Here is a 20,184-nt window from a genome sequence, read left to right as displayed (position 1 = left end):
GCGGAAAGAGACAGGGGAGGGGGTTGTGACCATACGGGCTAGTATGGGCTCTCGCATTTAGAGCAGTCAATCGATCCCGCGCAAGCGTTTCAAATGCAACCGATTGATTTGCCTTTATTTATGACGCGCCGCAGCAAACGTACCGCTACACACCCCGGCGTATGGTTAAATGCGGAACATGAGCACACCCAGTCCGGAAAGCCCCTCTTCTCCCCCCGCCCGCACCGCGCGCCTCAGCGCCGATGACTGGGCGCAGGCCGCCCTCGACCTGATCGCGGAGCAGGGTGTCTCGGCGGTCGCGGTGGAGCCTTTGGCGCGGCGTCTTGGCGTGACGAAGGGCAGCTTCTACTGGCACTTTCCCTCACGTGACGCGCTGCTGCAGGCGGCGCTGGAACGTTGGGAGGCGGGCGAGCAGGAGAACATCTTCGGCAGCCTGGAAAAGGTCGCCGATCCGCGCGAGCGCCTGCGGACGCTGTTCCAGCTCGTCGGCCACGAAGTGAAGCCGCACATCATCTACAGCGAGTTGCTGAAGGCGCTGGACCACCCGTCCGTGCAGCCCGTGATCGACCGCATCTCCCAGCGTCGCCTGGACTATCTGGTCGCCATGTTCCGCCAGGCCGGCCTGCAGCGGACCGACGCGACCCACCGCGCGCGCCTGACGTACGCGGCCTATGTGGGCTTCCTGCAGTTGTCGCTGCAACTGCAGCAGCCGCGGATGACCTCGGAAGAATTCGAGACCTACCTCGAGCACGTCATCTCGACGTTGATCCCGACCTGATCGTAGGGTGGGCCTTGGCCCACCGCGCGTGAGCGCGTCGTCGATGGTGGGCCAAGGCCCACCCTACGGAGCAGACTCAAGACGCGCCGCGAAGCAGCGGCGGCGTCATTGAATCATTTGCCAGCATCCGGGATCACGCTCTCGGTCACGCCCCAGTGTTCGTCCTTCCAGTAGGTAAGCGAGAGGCCGTTCCTGACGCACAACACGATAGTGCCGCCTACCCGATCCCATTCTTCGCAGCCGTCGAACGCGTTGCGTCGCGCGGGTTCTCCATAGAGCGCGTGGTAGGCGCTGGACACGGACGCCGCTTCCTGGTCCGTGAGTTCCGGAACAAACCGAAACGCCAACTGGTTGATCGCTCCGTGACCAATACCTACCCAGAGGTTGCCCGTACGTCCGAGCACCTGTGCGGTTGGGTCAGCGCAGGAAACTTCGCATTGCATCTCCGGGCGCTGCTGCCGAAGCTCCATGTAGCCAAGGCCGATGCGAGCCCCGGCCAACTCGAACGCTTTGTCATTTCCGGCGGCGACGGACAGCGCGAGCAGTGCTTCAATGATCATGAATCTTCCTGTGGCGCCCAACGATGATGCAGGTGGCGATGTAAGGGCCGTGGTTTGGGTGGATGTGGACGCGGCATGCCTGCGAGCGTCAAAAAACAGCCGGTATTGCTACCCATCAGATCGTCTCGAATCGATCATGGTGGATGTCTAGCGGAGTTCGAGACTTCACGCCGGCCCCATCGCCGCCTGCCGCACACCACCCCGCCATTCCCGCTGCTCGCGCACATACCCGCTGCGCTCCAGCCACTGGAAGATCGAACGCACGGTGACGACCGGGTAGTCGCCCGACAGACGCGTGCCGACGGGGTGGTCGGTGAAGTCGGTATTGGCGGAGAACAGCCCGCCCAGCACGCGCTTGGAGTACGCGACGTGCACCGTATCCGGCACGAAGCCGTCGCCCCGCGCGAACGCGTACGCGCTGCGGCGGTCGTAGATGCCACGGTCGGCCAGCGCCGCGGCCATCACCTCCACGATCCACGCGGTGGAGTTCTGGTAGTCCTCGCTGCCGGGACGTGCGATCAGGTTGTAGCGCGGATGGTGCAGGCTGTGGCGCGGCATCTGCTGCAGGCGCTGCGCGAGACGGTCGGCGACGTCGGGTGCGAACCAGACGATGCGCAGGTCCTGGTTCACCAGGTCGTCGGCGAAGAAGTTCACCAGCCCCTGTGCGTACAGGCCCGAGCGGTCGCTGCCGCATTCGTTGAGCAGGTGCACCACTGTCCAGCGCCCGTGCGCGTGGTCGCGCACGGCGAAGCCCGCGTGGCTGTAGACCAGGCCCTGCTTCGACAGGTCGGTGCCGACGCGCGCGATCAGTGCGACGGGTGCGTCCACCTCGTCCAACTGCTGCGCCGCCAGCAGCGCGGTGCGGGCTGCTTCCGCCACCTTGTACGGCGGCATCTCCAGTTGCCTGCAGGCATCGCCCGCGCGCGCCGTCCCTGGCAGCGCGAGGACGAAGACGAAACCCAGAATCGCGAGCGCGCGCATCACGCGATCACCCGCCGTAGCGATGGCTGTGGATATGCGGACGCGCGGCGTCGTTGGCGATGAAGCACAGCGCTTCACCCGCGCCGCTCAGGATCCATCCCGTCGCCACCACGGTGACGCTGATCGCCGTGCCGACCGCGATGCCCAGGCGCCGGATCGCCTCCGCGCTCAGGTAGACCACGAACGACGCGCCGGCCACCACGCCCGCCGCCGCGACGGAGACCGTCACCGCCACGCTGCCGGCGACCACGGCCACGCCGGTGACCGCCGCGGAGGCGCCGTGGCCCAGTGCATGGATCACCGCCACCGGCACTTCGATGGACGCCTCCAGGCTGGCCTGCGACATCCGGCTGGCGCCATCGGATTGCGGCGCGGCGTGGGTGGGCAGGGCGACGCCGCCGGAGAGCGCGGTGGCCAGGGCCAGGGTCAGTGAGCGGGCGATCAGGCGGCGCATGCGGGTTCCTCCAGGGACGCCGGAGGGTGGGCGCAGGCTTCGCAGGGATTCAAGGATCATCGACAAGGTAAGCTCTGGCGGAACGACAGGTATAGGAATCCGCTACCCATGGCCGTCTCGGTGGACCTGGTTGATGCACTGAAGCGTTGCCTGCGCGCGCAGGACATGACCTACCGCGACCTGGCCGCGCGCATCCGCATGAGCGAGGCGGCGGTGAAGCGCATGTTCTCCCGCCGCGCGATGAGCCTGCAGCGGCTGGAGCAGGTCTGCGACGTGCTGGACGTGGGCCTGGCCGAGCTCAGCGCCGAAGCCTCGCGCGGGCGCAAGGCGATGGCGCAGTTGAGCGAAGCGCAGGAACAGGCGCTGGTGGACGATCCGCCGCTGCTGATGGCGCTGTTCCTCACGCTCAACCGCTGGCGCGAGGACGACGTGATGGGGCACTTCGGCTTTACGCCCGCGCAGTGGACCGGCCTGCTGGTGAAGCTGGACCGGCTGGGCATCATCGAACTCATGCCCGGCAACCGTGGCCGCGCGCTGACGGCACGCAATTTCCGCTGGCGCGCCGATGGGCCCATGGAGCGCTACTTCCGGCTGACCCTGCTGACCGACTACTTCGCCGATCCGTTCGATGGCGAACAGGACGCACTGCTGCTGCTCAGCGGCAGCCTGAGCATCGACGGGGTGAAGCAGGTGCGCCAGCGACTGGAGGAAGTCGCGCGCGAGTTCGATGCGCTGCTGGCCCGCGATGCCACGCTGCCGGCGGAGGACCGCGTCGGCGTCAGCCTGGTGCTGGCGCAGAAGCCCTGGCTGCTGCAGCTGTTCAACCCGTACCGGCGCTCGCGCGACGGGTAAGCGCTGTGGCGGAGATCGGGCCCGGAGTGCTATCGATGAGGCTCGGAATCCCATCGATGGGCTTCAGAGCTCCATCGATCGCCCCTCGAGCTGCATCGATGACCCGGTGAGCTCCATCGACATGGCCCTCGGAGCTCCGTCGATGGGTCTATGAGCTCCATCGCGGGCTGTCCGAGCCTGATCGATGAGGCTCGGTGCCCGATCGATGGCTCTGCGAGTGCCATCGATGGCTTTCTGAAAGCCATCGATGGGAGTGCATAAGCCCCATCGACGGCATGGCGGGCGCGACCGATGGCTCCCGGAGCCTCATCGATCGGCTTCCGAGCCCCATCAACGGCCTTCCAACCTCTATCCCCGGCCCTCGGAGCCCCATCGACACGGCTCCGAGCCTCGCACTCCGCGATTTCTCGCACGGCCGTGAGACGCAACCTCGTGCCTGCGACAGGGTTCGCCCGGCATCCCCCCTTGGGCTGACCGCCCGCCGACCCTGGCCGCGTTCTCCTCGTCACGGGGACAGGACATTGGTATCATTTTGGTCTCACTTTTCGAGGGCGTGGCATGAACGCAGCGGTCGATGTTTTCAAACGCAACGATTTTCCGGGCAGTTCGCTTGCCGCGTTGAACGCCTGGGTTGCCGAGGTTGCCGCGCTTACCCAACCTGACCACATCCACTGGTGCGACGGCAGCGATGCCGAGAACACGCTGCTGACGAAGCAGATGCTGGCCGACGGCACCCTGCTGCCGCTGAACCCCGAAACCCACCCGCACAGCTGGCTGCACCGCTCCAGCCCGAGCGACGTGGCGCGCGTGGAGCACCTGACCTTCGTCTGCACGCCGCAGCAGGAAGACGCCGGCCCCAACAACCACTGGATGGCCCCGGCCGAGGCCCACGCGAAGATGGATGCGCTGTTCGCCGGCTGCATGCGCGGGCGCACGCTGTACGTGATCCCCTACTGCATGGGCCCGATCGATTCGCCGCTGTCGCGCTGCGGCGTGGAGATCACCGATTCGCCATACGTGGTGGCCAACATGCGCATCATGACCCGCATGGGCGCGCCGGCGCTGGCGCGTATCGAGCGGGAAGGGACGTTCGTGAAGGGCCTGCACTCGACCGGCGAGCTGGACCCGGACCGCCGCTTCATCATGCATTTCCCGGACGAGCTGACCATCAAGAGCTTCGGCTCCGGCTACGGCGGCAACGCGCTGCTGGGCAAGAAGTGCCACGCGCTGCGCATCGCTTCGCACCAGGCGCGCAGCGAAGGCTGGCTGGCCGAGCACATGCTGATCGTCGGCATCGAAAACCCGCAGGGCGAGACGCACTACATCGCGGCGGCGTTCCCGTCGGCGTGCGGCAAGACCAACCTGGCCATGCTGATTCCGCCGGAAGGCTACCGCCAGGCCGGGTGGAAGGTGTGGACGGTCGGCGACGACATCTGCTGGATGCGCCCCGGCGCCGACGGCCGCCTGTACGCGATCAATCCGGAAGCCGGCTTCTTCGGCGTGGCGCCGGGCACCTCGGACAGTTCCAACCCCAATGCGCTGGCCACCATCAGCCACCACACCATCTTCACCAACGTCGCCGTCACCGACGAGCAGGAGCCGTGGTGGGAAGGACTGGATTCGCGCACGCCGGCATTGGACTGGCAGGGGCGCAAGTACGACCCGGCCAACGGTCCGGCCGCGCACCCCAACTCGCGTTTCACCGTCTCCGCACGCCAGTGCCCGAGCTATTCGGCCAAGGCGGAGGATCCGCAGGGCGTGCCGATCAGCGCCATCGTCTTCGGTGGTCGCCGCGCCTCGCTGGTGCCGCTGGTGTTCGAAGCGCGCGACTGGACGCATGGCGTGCTGGTCGGCGCGGCGATGGGTTCTGAGACCACCGCTGCCGCGACCGGCGCGGTGGGCGTGATGCGCCGCGACCCGATGGCGATGAAGCCGTTCTGCGGCTACAACTTCGCCGACTACTTCGCCCACTGGCTGTCGTTCGGCGATGCCGATGCGAAGCTTCCCAAGATCTTCCACGTGAACTGGTTCCGCAAGGGCGGCGACGGCAAATTCCTGTGGCCTGGCTTCGGCGAGAACCTGCGCGTGCTGGAGTGGATGATCCAGCGCGTCGAGGGCAAGGCGGACGCGGTGGAAACGCCGATCGGCCACCTGCCGCGCGCCGAAGACCTCAATCTGGACGGCGTGGCACTGAGCGATGAAGCGCACGAGCTGCTGTTCGGCTTCGACCGCGCCGGCTGGCAGGCCGAGTTCGCCAGCATCGGCGAGTACCTGCAGGAATTCGGCGACCGCACCCCGCAGGCACTGAAGGACGAACAGCAACGCATCGCGGCCCGCCTGGCGCACTGATTCCCCGCCTCGCGCATCCTGTTTCCTGCGCACGCCCCGTGTGCGTCCACCCCGGACGCCGCGGGGCTTTTTCTTGCGTCCGGCTTTCCTTCCCGTCGTTCCACGGGGAGAGGGGATCCGCGCACAGGGAGAGGGCCATGAGTTCCCGGCTGAACAATCGCCGGCGAAAAATGCCGCGCAGCTCTAAACCCCTGCGTTCCCGGCTGCATCCCAGTCAGTATGCTGAATGCCGTGATCGAACCTTTCGCTGACAGCCTCGCCCCGGAGGCCTCCGCCGCCCAGGACACCGCACTGGCCCGTTCGGCTGCGGGTGGCGACATGCGGGCGTTCGAGGCGCTCTACCGCCGCCATGCGGGCCGTGTGCATGGCGTCATCCAGCGGCTGGTGGGCGGGCAGGGCGTGCGGGCGGAAGACCTGACGCAGGAAGCGTTCGTGCGGGCGTGGCAGGCGTTGCCGGCGTTCCGCTTCGAGAGTGCTTTCTCCACCTGGCTGCATCGCCTGGCGGTGACCACCGCGCTGATGGAACTGCGCAGCCGCCGCAGCGGTCCCCGCTTCGATGATGACGAGGACGCGCTGGACGACCTGGGCATGGCGGACAGCGCGGGCCATGGCACGGCGTTGTCGCTGGACCTGGAGCGCGCCGTCGCCACCCTGCCGCCACGGGCGCGGGCCGTGCTGGTGCTGTACGACGTGGAAGGCTGGAAGCACGAGGAGATCGCCACCGAGCTGGGCATGGCGGTCGGAAGTTCAAAAGCACAGTTGCACCGGGCGCGGCACCTGCTGCGCGAGCGTTTAGGAGGACACGCATGACCCCCCACGATCCCACCCCGCTTTCAGACGACGCGCTGCGCTGGCAGCTGCGCGCATTGCGGCAGGACACGCCGCCCTCGCGCGATCTGTGGCCGGACCTGGCCGCGCGCCTGGCCGCCACGCCGCAGCAGGCCGTGGCACCGCCACGCCGCCGCATGGCGCCCTTTGCCCTGGCCGCGTCGGTGCTGCTGGCGGTCACGGTGACCTGGCAACTGCAGAAAGCGCCGGAAGGCGATGCGCTGATCCAGCGCGAAGCCGCCGCGCTGACCCGCGATTACACCGGTGCGCTGGCGCAACTGGACACGCAGGTGCAGACCGTACCCGAGATCGCCCCCGCGCTGCATGCGCTGGACGAGAGCGCCGCGCAGATCCGCCACGCCATCGCCACCGAACCCAACGCGCACTTCCTGCTGAACCAGTTGCGCCGCACCTATGCACGACGCCTCGCGCTGACCCAGCGCGCGGCCATGACCTGAGGAGTTACCCATGCGTACCACCATCGCTTTCTCGCTGCTGCTGGGCAGCGCACTGCTGGCGCCCGCGGCGCTGGCGCAGACCGCCATCAACGAAACCCGGCCGCTGGACGCCCGTGGCCGGGTGGACATCAGCAACCTCAAGGGCCGCATCGAAGTGCGCGGCTGGGAGCGCGACGAGGTGAAGATCACCGGCACCCTGGGCAAGGGCGTGGAGCGCCTGGAGGTGGACGGCGGCGGCCCGCACCTGAGCGTGGAAGTGCGTTACCCGAAGAGCAGCGGCTGGGGTGGCAACCAGACCGGACCGACCGACCTGGTGCTGATGGTGCCGTTGCGCGCCGACCTGGACATCGAGTCGGTCGCGGCCGACGTGCACGTGACCGGCGTTGCCTCGGGCGAACTTTCCATCAGCAGTGTCAGTGGCAGCGTGGCCGCCGCCGCCGCACCGCAGAAAGCGGACATCGAAACCGTCAGCGGCAGCGCCCATCTGACCCTCAACAGCGCGGACGTGGACGTGCAGACCGTCAGTGGCAACATCGTGCTGCGCGGACGGCTGAATGGCGACATCAGCACCGAGACGGTGTCCGGCCGCATCGAAGTCGCCGTCACCGGCGAAGAGATCCGCGATCTCAGCGCGAGCACCGTCAGCGGCACGGCGCATGTCAGTACGGCGCTGGCGCCCGGTGGCGAGATCAGCATGGAATCGGTCAGCGGCGACCTGCTGCTGCGCCTGCCGAAGGATGTGTCCGCGCAGGTCAGTGGCGAGAGCTTCAGCGGCAGCCTGAAGGCCACGGGCGTGGACATCGAGAAGCGCCGCGGCCCGGGCGCCAGTTTCTCCACCCGCTACGGCAGCGGCAGTGCCCGCGTCACGGTGGAGACGTTCTCGGGCAGCGCGGAAGTGCGCGTGGAGTAAGTCGGCCGCACGGACGCGCGCCGCATCTCCCGTATCATCGGGACGGGTTTCCGGTGATACAGAGGCAGGCATGACGAGTGCGGCATTCCACGTCCAGCAGGCGCGACGCCACCTGGCAACCGGCAATGCCGCACACGCGCTGTCCGCGGCCGGGCAGGGGCTGGAAGTACATCCGCATGACCCGGACCTGCAATGGGTGGCCGCGCTCAGCCTGGTGGCACTGCAGCAACCTGCCGCCGCAGCCCGCCAACTTGAAGCGCTGGTGCACGCCCAGCCCGACCATGGCGATGCCTGGCTGAAGCTGGGAGCCTGCCTGAAACGGCTGGACGATCCGGTGGCCGCCACTGCAGCGCTGCGGCGGGGCCTGGCGCTCATGCCGGAGGCGGCGCCGGCGCGGCTGCAACTGGCCGAATGCCTGCAGCAGGGAGATCCGGATGCGGCGCTGGTGGAGTACTTCCGGGCCGTGACCACGGCGCAGGCGCAGGGGCGATGGCTCAATGATGCGACCACCGCGCCCGAGCTGCGGGAGCGGGTGAAGACCGCCATGCGGCTGATCGATGAAGGCCGGCATCGCCTGTTCTTCTCGGCCATCGCGCCACTGCAGCAACAGCACGGCGCACAGGCGCTGTCGCGGGTCACGCGCGCGCTGGAAGCCTATCTGGGCATCGCGCCGGGCGGCAGCCCGGACCCGCGCCAACGCCCCACGTTCCTGTACATCCCCGACCTGCAGCCCGAGCCCTATTTCGAGCGTGCATTGTTCCCGTGGTACGAAGCGCTGGAGCAGGCAACGGATGCGATCCGTGCCGAACTGCAGCAGGTGCTGCAGGCGCGCGACGGATTGCAGCCCTTCCTCGATTTCAGTGGCACTGCACGCAAGGATGATTTCCTGGCGAGCCGGCAGGACATCGACGCGGCCGCGTGGGATGCGTATTTCTTCCATCGCCATGGGCAGGCCTATCCCGAACACCTGGCTGCGTGTCCCGCCACCGCCCGGGCGCTGGCGCAGGTGCCGCTGACGCGCATCGACGCGCACGCGCCGGAGGTGCTGTTCTCGCTGTTGTCACCGGGGACCCTGATCAAGCCGCACCATGGGGTGACCAACAGCCGCGTGGTCACCCACCTGCCGCTGATCGTGCCCGCGGACTGCGCGCTGGAGGTGGGCGGGGTGCAGCACGACTGGCAGGAAGGACGCTGCGTGACCTTCGACGACTCCTACCTGCACCAGGCCTGGAACCACAGCAGCCAATTGCGCGTGGTGATGATCCTGGACACCTGGCATCCGCGCCTCAGGCCCGAGGAAACCCAGGCGCTGAAACAGCTGGTGGAGGTCATCGGCGGATTCAACAGGCAGGCGGGCCTGGGCTGATCGCTGCCTTACTCGTGCGTGTGCTCGGGGCTGCCCGGCTTGTCGAACAGCAGGTAGGTCGAAAGGATGTACTTGTCGTTCGAAACCGGCGCGTTGCCCACGTGCTGGAACATCCAGTACGGCGGAAACACCAGCAGCCGTCCCGCGCGTGGCTGCACGTCGACCCCCAGGTCCATGAAGCGGGTGCTGCCGCCTTCCTGCACGTCGTTGAGGTACCACAGGAACACCATGTAGCGCCCCGCGACCTCGTCGACGGAATCGAAATGCGGCTGGAAGCCTTCGCCTGCATTGGCGCGGTACTTCTTCATCGTCAGCCGGTCGATGCGCGGGCGCAGCGGTACGGGCAGGGTCAGCGACAGGTCTGCGTTGTAGCGTGCCAGGGCTTCCTCGATGCGGGTCATGAAGAACCCGACGAAGGCGGGATCGGCCAGGCGGGTGAGATTCAACTCGGTCCAGCGGCTGTCGTCCAGCGCCGGCCGGTAGCCACGCCCGTTGGGCGCCTGGAATTGCGTGGAAGACTCGAAGCCGTCGATCAGCTGCTGGCAGAACGCCGCCGGCAGTGCGTCGTCGTAGATGCGGATGTAGTCGGCCAGCGCTTTCATGGGGTCATCGTACGGTGAGGTCGTAGCCCCAGTGGTCGGCCACGGGTTGCAGGATGGGCAGCGCGGGCACCAGCCAGCGCGAATAGGGTTGCCAGCGGCCGACGGCGCGCGCATTGACCGGCTCCACCACCTGCGAATAGCTGGGCGTGCTGATGTAACCCTTGCGCGCGGCGTGCTGGCTGAACTGCGCGAGGAAGTCGCGGTCCTGGATGCCCAGGAAGCTGCCGATGCGTTCCACCTGCGCGGGGAAATCGCCGACGGTGTCCTCGTAGCGCAGCACCAGCGTGTCGGGCGCCAGCAATGCCTGGTGATGGATCCAGAACTTCATCGCATTGACGTAGCTTTTCGCCAGCCGCTCCAGGCTGGAGCACAGCACCATGAAGGCGGGTGAGCGGAAATTCTGCATGTAGCAGCTGAGCAGCACGTCGCAGGGGTGGCGCAGTGCCAGGATGATCTTTGCGTTGGGGAACAGGCGCAGGATCATCGGCAGGCGCAGCATGTTGAGCGGGTTCTTGTCGACCAGCTGCTGCCCGGGCTGCAGGGTGATGACCTTGGCGACTTCGGACCAGTACACGGCGCGCAGCTCGTCGGCCGCCGCACCATCGAGCATGTCCAGTCCATGCGGATACTCGACGCCACGCGCTTCCATCCGCTCGATGCAGCGCTGCAGCGTGGCGCGTTCGTCCATCGAGGCGTAATGCGGGTGGGCGTCCAGCATCTGTTCCAGCATGGTGGTGCCGGAGCGCGGAAAGCCGACGATGAAGACGGGGGAGTCACCCGCTGACGGCGCGCGGGGGTCGTGGCGGAACGCGCCTTCGTCCGCAGTCAGCCATTTGCTGGACACCTTGAGCGGCTCGGCACCGGAATGCGCGATCTCCGGCACGACGTCAGCCGCAAGCCGGAACTGGATGGCGTGGACCTTCTCGAGGCAGGACATCGCATCGGCTGGTCGCCCCTGCTTGTCCGCAATGCTGGCGAGCGTGAACAAGGCAGTGGTCTCGGCCTGCAAGTGCGGCGTGCGGTCCAGGATTGCCTTCGATGCAGCCAGTGCCTGCGCGTAGTTCTTGTCGCGCATGGCGATGGCCGCCTGCAGTTGCAGCAGGTCGATGCGTTCGTGCAGGTTCAGCGATTCAACACGATGTTCGAGTTGCGAGACCAATTCCCTGGCGCGACCGATGCGGTTGGTGCGTTCGAGCAACTGGGCGAGCCGCACGATCGTGCCGACGCTGTCGGGTTCGGCGGACAACAGCAGCCGTTCGGCATCGTCGGTCCGTCCGACCTGCATCAGGACCGTGGCAAGTTCGTGTTTGAGATCCGGCGGCAGGGCGAGCCATTCGCTTTCGCATGGGATCAACGTCGCTGCACGTTGCGCGTCGCCGCATTCGAAACAGGCAAGTGCGGCGTTGATGCGGGCTTCCGCCGACCCGGGCGCCAAGTCCACCGCGTCGAGGAAACGATGCCTTGCCTCCCCCAGTCGCCCCATTTCCAACAGCAACAGGCCGTGATCGATGAGCAAGGATACGCGGCCCGGGTCGATCGCCACTGCACGCTGGTACGCGTGATCCGCCTTCTGGTAGTCACCCGCCATGCGTGCGGCAGCGCCGAGGTTGGCCCAATGCGCGAGCACCCCCGGATGCCTGGCCGCCATGCGTTCGTATGCCGCAACCGCGCCGGGGAACTGCCCCTGAGCCTGCAGGACCATGCCCATGAGCGTCCACAGCGACGGATCCTCCGGCTGGTCCTCCAGGGCGGCCCGGCACAACGTCAGTGCGACCGCGTAGCGCCCGGACTCGTAGGCGTCAACGATGCTGGCGATGGAGCTGCGATTCATCCCGGAAGTATCGCAAACCGGGAAAGAAAAAGCCGCGCGGGGACACCGCGCGGCTCAAGTACACGAAAGTGCAATCTAGACTCAGAAGTTCATCGTATAGCGGGCCCACAGGTAGCGGCCGACCGTATCGAACGTGTTGACGTCGGTGTTCGCATTGAGCACGTTGTTCTGGTACATCATCTGCGGCTGCTTGTCGAACACGTTGTCGAGGCCGACCTCGACCTTGGAGTTCCACCACGGCAGGTTGTAGCTGGCGCTGATGGCGTGGGTCAGGTAGTCGTCGAAGTCCACCGAGTAGCAGTACTCGGGGCTGTCGGCGCTGCAACCGCCGTCCGCACTGGCGATCTCGAAGCCGCTGACGTAACGCGTGCGCCAGGAAACGCCGAAGTCACCCTTCTGCCAGTTGACGAAGGTACGGGCGCGGACGCGCGAGTAGTTGCCGTACGACTTGTTGTACGTACCGGCGAGGCTCACGACCGTATCGGTGTCATCCAGCGGGTTCACGTCATTGTCGTACTGCGCGATGTACGTCGCGTCCATGCCGAGCACCCAGCTGCCCCACGCGGTGTCGGGCAGGCGGTAGCGCAGCGCCAGGTCCCAGCCCTTCGTGTCCAGGCGGCCAAGGTTCACGATCGGCTCACGGATGAAGTCGACCTGGCCATTGGAACGGCGATTGATGAAGTCGCAGAACGGGTGGCTGTCGTTGCTGAAGCAGGTGTTCACCACGGTCTGCGCGTCAGCGCGGGTGATGGTCTCGTTGAGGTAGAGGCGCCAGTAGTCCAGGCTGACCGAGAAGCCCGGCAGGAACTCCGGATCGTAGACCGCGCCCCAGGAGAACGACTTGCCTTCTTCCGGCTGCAGGTCGAAGCCGGCGGCCACGGAGCCGGACCACACGCCGTTGGTCTGGGACGTCGGGGCAGCACCGATACCGGTGGTGGGGATGTTGGTCGCGCCGGCACCCGCACCACACGCGTTCTCGTGGTTGCGCGGTGCGCCGGTGGCGCCGTAGCCCTGGCAGGGGTCGTCCAGCTGCGGAGAGTCGCCCTGCGGACCGGCGTACAGATCCTGGATGCGCGGCGCACGGAAGACTTCGGCCACCGTGCCGCGGAACAGCAGGTTCTCGATCGGACGCCATTCCACCTGCAGCTTGCTGTTGGTGGTGTCGCCGAAGGTGCTGTAGTCGGAGTAGCGGCTACCGATGCTGACCGACAGCAGGTGCGCGAACGGCATCTCCGAAAGGATCGGGACGTACAGTTCGCCGTACACTTCGGAAACATCGAACTTGCCGGACAGTGCCGAGCTACAGGCTTCCTGCGAGATGAAGCAGCGACCTTCCTCGTTGGCGATGGCGATGTAGTCGACTTCGCTGCGCTGGTATTCCTCGCGCCACGAAGCACCGAAGGCCAGCTGCACGGCGCCGGCCGGCAGGTTGAACAACTCGCCACTCGCGTTGGCTTCGAAGCTGCGGTTCTGGCGCATGGTCGAGTAGTACGGACGTGCTTCGTACTGGCTCAGCGTCGCGATGGTCTGCGGGTCATCGATGTTGAAGATGTTCAGCGGCGTGCAGCCGGCGATGATGGCGCCCGGGGCGCCGCACTTGACCACGCCGTCGGTGTCAAGGAACGACGGACCCAGTGCATCGGCCAGGCCCGCGTAGTACACGTAGCCGTAGCTGGTGTTCTCGCTCAGGTAGTGGCCATAGTTGAACGCGGCGTCCCACTTCCAGGTTTCGCCGACGAAGCCTTCCAGGCCTGCGACGACCTGCGAAGTGGTGGTGTCGTAGTAGGAGCGACGCTGGCCCAGCGAAGTGAAGCGCGTCAGGAACAGGTTGTCATCGGTGGCGCTGACCGGCCCGAAGTTCACACCGAACGGGTTGTAGTAGTTGTCGGCGGAGATGACGACGCCGTCGGACGAGGTGTCGAACGGCAGCGCGGCGATCGCGAAGTTCGACGACGTCTTGTTGTGGTAGACCTCGGCAAATGCGTTCAGGTTGTCCGTGATCTGGTAGTTCGCCAGGAAGAACGCGTTGGTGCGCTCCTGCGGCGTCATGATCAGGTTGGTGGCCTGGTAGTTGTACGAGTCGGTCGAGCCCGTGTAGCAGCGGTAATCGTCGGTGGTGTCGCCGGCAGCACCGGGGATGCGGGTGACGTTGTCGCAGCCGTACTGTGCGATCAGCGGGCTGCCTTCCGGGAAGAAGATGCGACCACGCGGAGCGCGGCTCGAACCGGCGACGGAGACCGCACCGCTGTACAGGTAGGTCGCATCCTTCGAGAAATCACGGTCAGCCGAAGAGATGCCATCGAACTTGTTGTAGTTCAGGCCGGCGATGATGTTGCCCTTCTCGCCCACCTGGCCGAAGGTCACCGAACCGCCGCTGCGCTGGCCGTCCTGGTGGCTGGGGGTCATGCCGAAGTCGACCGATGCGGTCAGGCCTTCGAAATCGCGGCGCAGGATGAAGTTGACCACGCCTGCGACGGCATCGGAGCCGTACACGGCCGAGGCGCCGCTCATCAGCACTTCGATGCGCTCGACGGCCGAGGACGGAATGGAGTTGAGGTCGTTGTTGACGATGCGGCGGCCGTTGACCAGCAGCAGGGTGCGCTCGGAACCCAGACCGCGCAGTTCCACGGTGGACGAGCCGTCGCCACCGCCATTGTTGACCTGCGGGTTGGTGGCGGCGCCGGAAACGGCGGGCAGTTCCTGGATCAGATCGCCCAGCGTCAGCTTGCCGGTCTGTTCGATGGCGGCGCGGTCGATGATCACGACCGGGCTGGCGGTCTCGGTTTCAACGCGGGCAACGCGCGAACCGGTGACCTGGATGGCGTCCAGGGTCTTGGCGCCTTCGGTGGTGGATTCCTGTGCGAACGCGAGGCCGGTGCCGGCAGCGCTGGTCGCACCCACTGCGAGGACGAAGCCGATGGCTTCGCGCAGCTTGGTGGTCTTGAAGTTCATTCTCTCTCCAGATGAGGTCTGTTACGCCCTAGGGATACCCGGCTGGCAAGCCAAATACGGCTACCAAAATGCTGGGGTGACCCGATCATAGACGCGCGGCCGGGAGAATTAAAGAGTCGTTAAGGCGCTTTGGCAGGCCCGGGCGGGAGAAATTTCCATTTCCCTCTATTCATGCGCGTGATGAACGGGTGAAAGCCCCAGATTCGGCGGGGATCAGGTGGGGATGACGTCGAACGCCAGGCTGATGCGCGCGGTGGGGCCGCTGTAGGGGACGGTGTGGTGGAAGAAGTACGAAGGGAAAAGCAGCACTTCACCCGTGCGGGGAACGTGCTGGAGGCTGCGGGGAGGCACGCTCCGGGCAAACTCGGGCTGCGGATGCCCGAACACGATGGCACCACTGTCCGTCGCCGTGGGCTGGCCCGCATCCAGATAGAAGACGCCACTCATCCAGCCAGCCGGATGGATATGGGGCGTCTGGTGGCCTCCTTCGTGCAGAACGGTGGCCCACATCTGCAAGCGCCAGCGCCGGGGCATGGCAAGCCGCCAGGGATGCGTTGCCAGCCCGGGATTGGCGGCCAGTGCCGCCATCTGGCGGGTAACCCCTTCGGACACCGCCTCGCCAAGCGCATGGAAGGGAGACCCTTCCGTCAGGTCGAGCATGATGCTCTGCTGGCCGCGCACCGTTGAACGGCTGGCCGGCTCCCAGTTGAGCTCGGGATGGGATTCGACGGCCACGCGCAATCCGTCCCGTGCGGTCTTGGGAAGGGTGTCGAGAGTCGTCACGCCGAGCAATGCGGCGAAGTCCATCAGCGCATCCACCTCGTCGTGGCGGTCAAGCTCGTTGGCTGCGATGTACAGGCCTGCCAGGGCGGTCTGGTCTCCCGGTGCCAGCGCGAGTGCGCGCTCGAATCGCCGGTAGGCCGCGTCGGGCTGGCGTCCCCGCAGAAGACACAGGGCGTGGTTGGTCAGGAACTCGGGATTGGACGACGTTGCGGGTTCGAGCCGCGAATAGAGCTGCAGCGCAGACGGGACATCTCCCGCGCCATCGTAGGCGCTGGCCAGCGCGTGCAGGATCGCCGGTTGTCCGGGCGAACGCAGTTCCGCGGCGCGCAGTGCGTGGATGGCGTCGGCCGCATCGCCCTTCCGCAGCAGCAGGATGCCCATGTTGACCCAGGCATCCACCATGTCGGGTTGTAGCTGCGTGGCGTGCCGGAAATCGTCCAGGGCCTCGCCGAGCCGGTGCAGGCCGAGGTGGGCCAGCGCACGCTGGAAGTAGGCCGGCGCGAAGCCGGGCGACGCCGAAATGAAGTGGTCGAAATCCGCGCAGGCCTGTGCCGGCTCGCTCAATCCCATGAGGACCAGACCGCGCTGGAAGTACCAGTCATCGTGTCCCGGTGCCTGCGCGATGGCGCGATCCAGCACCTCCCGCGCGGCGGCAAGGTTGCCCACCTGGTAGTGCACGCCGGCCAGTTCGCTGGCAACGGGAGCCCCCGCTTCCAGGCACAGGCGGTAAAGCCGGATCGCTTCACCGGTCTGGCCCTGTTGCAACGCCGCGCGTGCCCGGGAAATCAGTTCTTCGATGGAGGAATGTTCGTTCGTCATCTCGTGGTTACCGGTTGGACCCTGCCGAACGGAGGGAATGGTCCGTCAGGCGAGGATGCCTTTCTCCCGCAGCATCCGCTCGCAGGTCGCTTCTATTCCCGCTGCCGAGCGCCTTGCGTCGAACAGGACGCCTTCCCGCACGGCCGTCGCGACGCGATGGCGCAGCGCTTCCAGTTCGTCGGGATGGTTCGCGAGCCAGGCGGCCCGCTCCACATACTCGGTGGTATCCGCCACCACGAGTTCTTCCAGCCCGAGGGCCCGGTTGACACTGACACCAAGGCGTGAGGGTGGGGTCTGCCCGGCGCGGCAGAGTACGGGCAGTCCGCTGGCGACCGCATCGAGTGTGGTGGCGCCACCTTGATAGCGGAAGGCGTCGAGCATCAGGTCGCAGCTCGCCGCCCGGTCGGCCTGCTCTTCCGGTGCAAGGGCGTCGACCACCATGAGCCTGGATGGATCACCTCCGATGGCGCTCCATTGCCTGAGAAAGCCCGGCCGGGCCGCAGGAGGCAGATACACCATCAGCGTGGCCCGCGGCGCCAGCCTCATGATCTCGAGCCATGCCGCCACCAGCGCTGCGTCCAGCTTGTAGCTGTTGTTGAAGCTGGCAAGAACCGGGCTTCCCTCCGCCGGCAGGCCGAAACGTTCGCGCTGTCTGCGACCGCCAACCCGCGGGGGAGGAGGGAAGACGCTTACCGGAAGGCGGACGACACGGTCGTCGAAGGGCCAGGCCTGCGTTGACGGTTGTACATGTTCATCGAGCAGGATGGCGTCCAGCCAGGGCGCCTGCTGGGCATGAAGGAAGCCAAGCCAGCCGAGTTGCAGGGCTGCGGGACGGGATGCCAGGATTTCCAGGCGTGCGCCCGTGGTAGGTCCGTTCAGATCGATCAGGACGTGGATGCCGTCCTGCCGGATACGCTCGACGACGCCAGCGACGCCCAGATCCCCGCACTCCACGTACACGTCGCTGCTCTCGCGGATCCGCGATGTCACCACATCATCGTGCCGGCGGAGGGAATAGACGAAGACCTCGAATCGTTCCCGATCATGGAGGCGGAACACATCGTCCACCAGTTGCCCCACGGCGTGCATGCCCAGGTCTGCGGAGAGATAGCCGATCCGGATCCTGCCGCCGGCTGGAATGGGTTCCGGGGCTGCAGGCGCGAGTCGGACAAGGGCAGCCGTGCGCGCGGAAACAGCCTCCATGTAGTGGTTCAGGGCGGCCTGGACCAACGCGCTCTCCAGCGGGAGATACGTGAGCGGGAACGCCTCGAGAACGGGCTCGCGTGGAATGCCATCGGCGACCAGGCGCCGGAACCGCTCAAGCGTTTCATGTTCGCTCGAGAACTCGCAGAGTCGCGCTTCGGTCTGCGCCAGGCGAAGGAGGATGTCCGGACGGTCGGGATAGAGGCGGCACGCCTGCTGGTATCCACTGCGTGCGAACTCCAGGTTCCCCGACTGCTCGGCGCACATCGCGATGTTGTAGATCTCTCCCGGCTGTTCGGCCGAGGCTCTCGTGTAGGCGTGGATAGCCTCTTCCCAGCGTTGCTGCTGATGACGGCTTTCCCCCAGGTAATGCCAGGCTTCGCCGAATCCCGGCGCAAGCGAAAGGGCGCGCCGCAACGACATCTCCGCGCGCGGATACTCGCCCGCCCGGACGTCGATGCTTCCCTTCAGCATCCAGGCCATCGCGTCATGCGGCAAACGCCGCGTGGCTTCGTCCGCCGCCTGCATCGCGTCTTCGACGGTGCCGCCCTCGCGCAGGCACGCGGCCAGCGCGAGCAGCACCTGGGCGTCGCCGGGGGCGAGGCGCCTGACATCCGTCAGTATCTTCGCCGCATCCTGGGTTCGCCCCGTCTGCATGAGCAGGAGCGCGTAGTCGAACAGGAGTGCGGCATTCGCAGGATCCGCCACGAGGGCCCGTTCGTAATGGATGCCTGCGGTGACGGCATCACCGGCCGCGTGTGAACGGCGCGCTTGCTCGGCGTCCGTCATGGCGAGACGACGAGGGTCCAGCCCATGCGGCTGCCAGCGGCCTGGTCGAGGGGGCGCAGGATGGATGATGCGTAACCTGCCTCAATGCACTGTTGATGCAGGCCCTCGAGTTCCCGCAGGTCCATGATGGCGCCGGCCAGGTGTTGCAGTCGCGTGCGTTCGTTTTCCAGGTCATCGCGTGCATTTGCAAGATATTGCAGCGCGTGCCATGGCGAACCTTGCGCCTGTTCCAGCGTGGCGTGCAGGTAGTGGAATGCCTTGCGCAGGATCGCCGCCTCGGGAAGCGCCGAGGCGGCGGCGACAAGCCGGGTGGACGCCGACTGGAAGGTCTGCTGGATCTGCGCGGTGCCTTGGCTCGAAGCCGGCGGCCCCGCCAGGCTCGAGACCCACTGGTGCGCCAGGTCGAGGATCCGGGTTTCGTCGAACAAGAGGGCGCACGCTTCATGTTGCTGGTGCAGCGTCATGGAAATCAGCGAGTCCGAGCTATGCAGCAGGAACGCCGCGGTGCCCGCGTGCCCGATGATCCGGAAAATCTCCTGCAGCGCAGGTTCTCGCGTGCGTGAATATTCAAAGGCGTATTGGGACGTGACGAGCGCGACACTGCCCGCTTCGAAGGGCAGATCCTCCATGCGCGTGCGGGCATGGAAGGTGATCCCGTCGAATGACGTCGCACCGGATGCCCAGCGCGGAGGGTCGATATCCGCCGCATCCACACCATGGATATCGAAGTCGATGCCACGCTGCGCGGCATGCCGCTTTGCAAGCAGGGGCAATGCGCCGTTGCCGGTGCCGATGTCCACCACCCGCTGCCGTGCTTGGAGACCGTTGAAGCGGGCATTCCAGAATGCCGCGATCTCGCCGTCGTAGTTCCCTTCGATGGCGGTGGAACAGGAGTGCAGCACGCCGGCGCGCCAGAGCCTGCTCCAGGCATCGCTTTCGAGGGCCGCGGGTCCCGTCGGCATGGTGTGTTCGTGGCTCACGGCGCAGGCGCGTTCTTCCAGCGGCACCAGGAATTCAGTGCAACGACGATCCGGGGACGCTCACCGGTGTAGGGGAACACTTCGTGCAGCAGGTAGGAAGGGAAGGCGATCATCTGGCCGGGCTTGTGGTTCAGCTGCCACGGGCCAATCCGGTAAGGGGGCTGCATGCGTTCGATGGATGGGTCGCGGTACATGTCGCAACCGGTCCGGGGATCGTGGAATCGCACGGCACCGCTTTCCGGTGCACTCGCATCGCCAGGATCGACGCAGTAGATGGCGGACCAGCTGGCGTTGGGATGGTTGTGCAGGCTCTGGAACCCGCCCTTCCTCGTGACATGGAACCAGGAATGCATGTCCAGGTTGATGTTGGCCATGTCTTCGTCGGATAGCTGGTTGATGCCCTGGATGAAGGTCTGCAACGACGCTCGCAGGAAACCGAAAAGTTCCTGGATGGCTTTCTCCGGGCGCTGGTGCAGGAAAAAGTGGCTCTCGAAGATGCCGTACTGGGTGTCCCGGCGTATGGGGTCGCGATGCTTGTCGCCCTGGCTTTCCAGGCGAAGGAACAACGACGAGAGTTCAGCGTTGAGCCGCGAAGCGTCGGCGATCTGGCATTGCAGCATCGGCACCGCGTAGAGCGGAAAAACCTGTGCCTGGATGATGTTGTCCGTCATGCCGTCGCCCTCGGATAT

Annotated in this window: 17 protein-coding genes; 7 read left to right on the top strand and 10 right to left on the bottom strand. The window is 66.3% G+C overall.

The window, feature by feature from the left end; genetic code table 11:
• Positions 1–178: 178 nt before the first annotated feature.
• Positions 179–778, top strand: coding sequence for a TetR/AcrR family transcriptional regulator (locus AC3DET_RS04885; RefSeq protein ID WP_337730525.1), 600 nt, complete (start codon positions 179–181; stop codon positions 776–778).
• Positions 779–891: 113 nt separating this feature from the next.
• On the opposite strand, the gene AC3DET_RS04880 is transcribed toward AC3DET_RS04885, so the two are convergent.
• From AC3DET_RS04880 to AC3DET_RS04870, 3 genes are all read right to left on the bottom strand, one after another.
• Complete coding sequence (locus tag AC3DET_RS04880; protein ID WP_488390885.1) at positions 892–1,338, bottom strand: hypothetical protein; 447 nt, start codon at positions 1,336–1,338, stop codon at positions 892–894.
• Positions 1,339–1,503: 165 nt separating this feature from the next.
• Positions 1,504–2,319, bottom strand: coding sequence for a DUF2145 domain-containing protein (locus AC3DET_RS04875; RefSeq protein WP_488390884.1), 816 nt, complete (start codon positions 2,317–2,319; stop codon positions 1,504–1,506).
• Positions 2,320–2,326: 7 nt separating this feature from the next.
• Positions 2,327–2,773, bottom strand: coding sequence for a hypothetical protein (locus AC3DET_RS04870; RefSeq protein WP_488390883.1), 447 nt, complete (start codon positions 2,771–2,773; stop codon positions 2,327–2,329).
• 108 nt (positions 2,774–2,881) lie between these two features.
• Between AC3DET_RS04870 and AC3DET_RS04865 the strand changes: the two genes are divergently transcribed.
• The 6 genes from AC3DET_RS04865 to AC3DET_RS04840 all read left to right on the top strand — a co-directional run bounded on the left by AC3DET_RS04865 (position 2,882) and on the right by AC3DET_RS04840 (position 9,536).
• Complete coding sequence (locus tag AC3DET_RS04865; protein ID WP_185741978.1) at positions 2,882–3,625, top strand: helix-turn-helix domain-containing protein; 744 nt, start codon at positions 2,882–2,884, stop codon at positions 3,623–3,625.
• Between the two features lie 558 nt (positions 3,626–4,183).
• Positions 4,184–5,974: a phosphoenolpyruvate carboxykinase (GTP) gene (locus AC3DET_RS04860; RefSeq protein ID WP_488390882.1), complete on the top strand. Its 1,791-nt coding sequence runs from the start codon at positions 4,184–4,186 to the stop codon at positions 5,972–5,974.
• A 219-nt stretch (positions 5,975–6,193) separates the two neighbouring features.
• Positions 6,194–6,784, top strand: a complete 591-nt coding sequence (locus tag AC3DET_RS04855; RefSeq protein ID WP_337730519.1) for an RNA polymerase sigma factor — start codon at positions 6,194–6,196, stop codon at positions 6,782–6,784.
• A complete protein-coding gene (locus AC3DET_RS04850) occupies positions 6,781–7,260 on the top strand; it encodes a hypothetical protein (RefSeq protein ID WP_337730518.1) in 480 nt (159 codons plus the stop codon). Before AC3DET_RS04855 ends, AC3DET_RS04850 begins: the two co-directional genes overlap by 4 nt.
• 10 nt (positions 7,261–7,270) lie before the next feature.
• Positions 7,271–8,170: a DUF4097 family beta strand repeat-containing protein gene (locus AC3DET_RS04845; RefSeq protein ID WP_192200310.1), complete on the top strand. Its 900-nt coding sequence runs from the start codon at positions 7,271–7,273 to the stop codon at positions 8,168–8,170.
• Between the two features lie 70 nt (positions 8,171–8,240).
• Positions 8,241–9,536 carry an aspartyl/asparaginyl beta-hydroxylase domain-containing protein gene (locus AC3DET_RS04840; RefSeq protein WP_337730516.1) on the top strand — a complete coding sequence of 432 codons (1,296 nt, stop codon included), beginning with the start codon at positions 8,241–8,243 and terminating at the stop codon, positions 9,534–9,536.
• 8 nt (positions 9,537–9,544) lie between these two features.
• Here AC3DET_RS04840 and AC3DET_RS04835 read toward each other — a convergent pair whose 3' ends face one another.
• The 7 genes from AC3DET_RS04835 to AC3DET_RS04805 all read right to left on the bottom strand — a co-directional run bounded on the left by AC3DET_RS04835 (position 9,545) and on the right by AC3DET_RS04805 (position 20,166).
• The gene (locus tag AC3DET_RS04835; RefSeq protein ID WP_446537694.1) at positions 9,545–10,138 is read right to left on the bottom strand and encodes a 2OG-Fe(II) oxygenase; all 594 of its coding nucleotides are present in this window, start codon (positions 10,136–10,138) and stop codon (positions 9,545–9,547) included.
• 4 nt (positions 10,139–10,142) lie between these two features.
• Positions 10,143–11,969, bottom strand: coding sequence for a tetratricopeptide repeat-containing sulfotransferase family protein (locus AC3DET_RS04830; RefSeq protein ID WP_446537693.1), 1,827 nt, complete (start codon positions 11,967–11,969; stop codon positions 10,143–10,145).
• A gap of 81 nt (positions 11,970–12,050) precedes the next feature.
• Positions 12,051–14,921, bottom strand: coding sequence for a TonB-dependent receptor domain-containing protein (locus AC3DET_RS04825; RefSeq protein ID WP_192200314.1), 2,871 nt, complete (start codon positions 14,919–14,921; stop codon positions 12,051–12,053).
• Positions 14,922–15,134: 213 nt separating this feature from the next.
• The gene (locus AC3DET_RS04820; protein ID WP_488390881.1) at positions 15,135–16,523 is read right to left on the bottom strand and encodes a putative 2OG-Fe(II) oxygenase; all 1,389 of its coding nucleotides are present in this window, start codon (positions 16,521–16,523) and stop codon (positions 15,135–15,137) included.
• Between the two features lie 45 nt (positions 16,524–16,568).
• Positions 16,569–18,515 carry an O-linked N-acetylglucosamine transferase, SPINDLY family protein gene (locus AC3DET_RS04815; protein WP_488390880.1) on the bottom strand — a complete coding sequence of 649 codons (1,947 nt, stop codon included), beginning with the start codon at positions 18,513–18,515 and terminating at the stop codon, positions 16,569–16,571.
• The gene (locus tag AC3DET_RS04810; protein WP_488390879.1) at positions 18,512–19,522 is read right to left on the bottom strand and encodes a class I SAM-dependent methyltransferase; all 1,011 of its coding nucleotides are present in this window, start codon (positions 19,520–19,522) and stop codon (positions 18,512–18,514) included. The genes AC3DET_RS04815 and AC3DET_RS04810 overlap by 4 nt, the downstream gene beginning before the upstream one ends.
• On the bottom strand, positions 19,492–20,166 hold the full coding sequence (locus AC3DET_RS04805; RefSeq protein WP_488390878.1) for a TIGR02466 family protein: 675 nt from the start codon (positions 20,164–20,166) through the stop codon (positions 19,492–19,494). The genes AC3DET_RS04810 and AC3DET_RS04805 overlap by 31 nt, the downstream gene beginning before the upstream one ends.
• Positions 20,167–20,184 lie beyond the last annotated feature (18 nt).

Source organism: Pseudoxanthomonas sp. 97-1-1 (assembly GCF_057773125.1).
Note: the sequence above shows the minus strand (reverse complement) of the source record. Positions and strands in the feature narration are given on the sequence as shown.

What these genes read in the sequence shown, in the direction of transcription:
- AC3DET_RS04805 (WP_488390878.1), bottom strand. Translation starts at nt 20,166, where the DNA reads ATGACGGACAACATCATCCAGGCACAGGTTTTTCCGCTCTACGCGGTG.
- AC3DET_RS04875 (WP_488390884.1), bottom strand. Translation starts at nt 2,319, where the DNA reads ATGCGCGCGCTCGCGATTCTGGGTTTCGTCTTCGTCCTCGCGCTGCCA.
- AC3DET_RS04840 (WP_337730516.1), top strand. Translation starts at nt 8,241, where the DNA reads ATGACGAGTGCGGCATTCCACGTCCAGCAGGCGCGACGCCACCTGGCA.
- AC3DET_RS04870 (WP_488390883.1), bottom strand. Translation starts at nt 2,773, where the DNA reads ATGCGCCGCCTGATCGCCCGCTCACTGACCCTGGCCCTGGCCACCGCG.
- AC3DET_RS04835 (WP_446537694.1), bottom strand. Translation starts at nt 10,138, where the DNA reads ATGAAAGCGCTGGCCGACTACATCCGCATCTACGACGACGCACTGCCG.
- AC3DET_RS04845 (WP_192200310.1), top strand. Translation starts at nt 7,271, where the DNA reads ATGCGTACCACCATCGCTTTCTCGCTGCTGCTGGGCAGCGCACTGCTG.
- AC3DET_RS04830 (WP_446537693.1), bottom strand. Translation starts at nt 11,969, where the DNA reads ATGAATCGCAGCTCCATCGCCAGCATCGTTGACGCCTACGAGTCCGGG.
- AC3DET_RS04880 (WP_488390885.1), bottom strand. Translation starts at nt 1,338, where the DNA reads ATGATCATTGAAGCACTGCTCGCGCTGTCCGTCGCCGCCGGAAATGAC.
- AC3DET_RS04855 (WP_337730519.1), top strand. Translation starts at nt 6,194, where the DNA reads ATGCTGAATGCCGTGATCGAACCTTTCGCTGACAGCCTCGCCCCGGAG.
- AC3DET_RS04865 (WP_185741978.1), top strand. Translation starts at nt 2,882, where the DNA reads ATGGCCGTCTCGGTGGACCTGGTTGATGCACTGAAGCGTTGCCTGCGC.
- AC3DET_RS04850 (WP_337730518.1), top strand. Translation starts at nt 6,781, where the DNA reads ATGACCCCCCACGATCCCACCCCGCTTTCAGACGACGCGCTGCGCTGG.
- AC3DET_RS04825 (WP_192200314.1), bottom strand. Translation starts at nt 14,921, where the DNA reads ATGAACTTCAAGACCACCAAGCTGCGCGAAGCCATCGGCTTCGTCCTC.
- AC3DET_RS04820 (WP_488390881.1), bottom strand. Translation starts at nt 16,523, where the DNA reads ATGACGAACGAACATTCCTCCATCGAAGAACTGATTTCCCGGGCACGC.
- AC3DET_RS04885 (WP_337730525.1), top strand. Translation starts at nt 179, where the DNA reads ATGAGCACACCCAGTCCGGAAAGCCCCTCTTCTCCCCCCGCCCGCACC.
- AC3DET_RS04860 (WP_488390882.1), top strand. Translation starts at nt 4,184, where the DNA reads ATGAACGCAGCGGTCGATGTTTTCAAACGCAACGATTTTCCGGGCAGT.
- AC3DET_RS04815 (WP_488390880.1), bottom strand. Translation starts at nt 18,515, where the DNA reads ATGACGGACGCCGAGCAAGCGCGCCGTTCACACGCGGCCGGTGATGCC.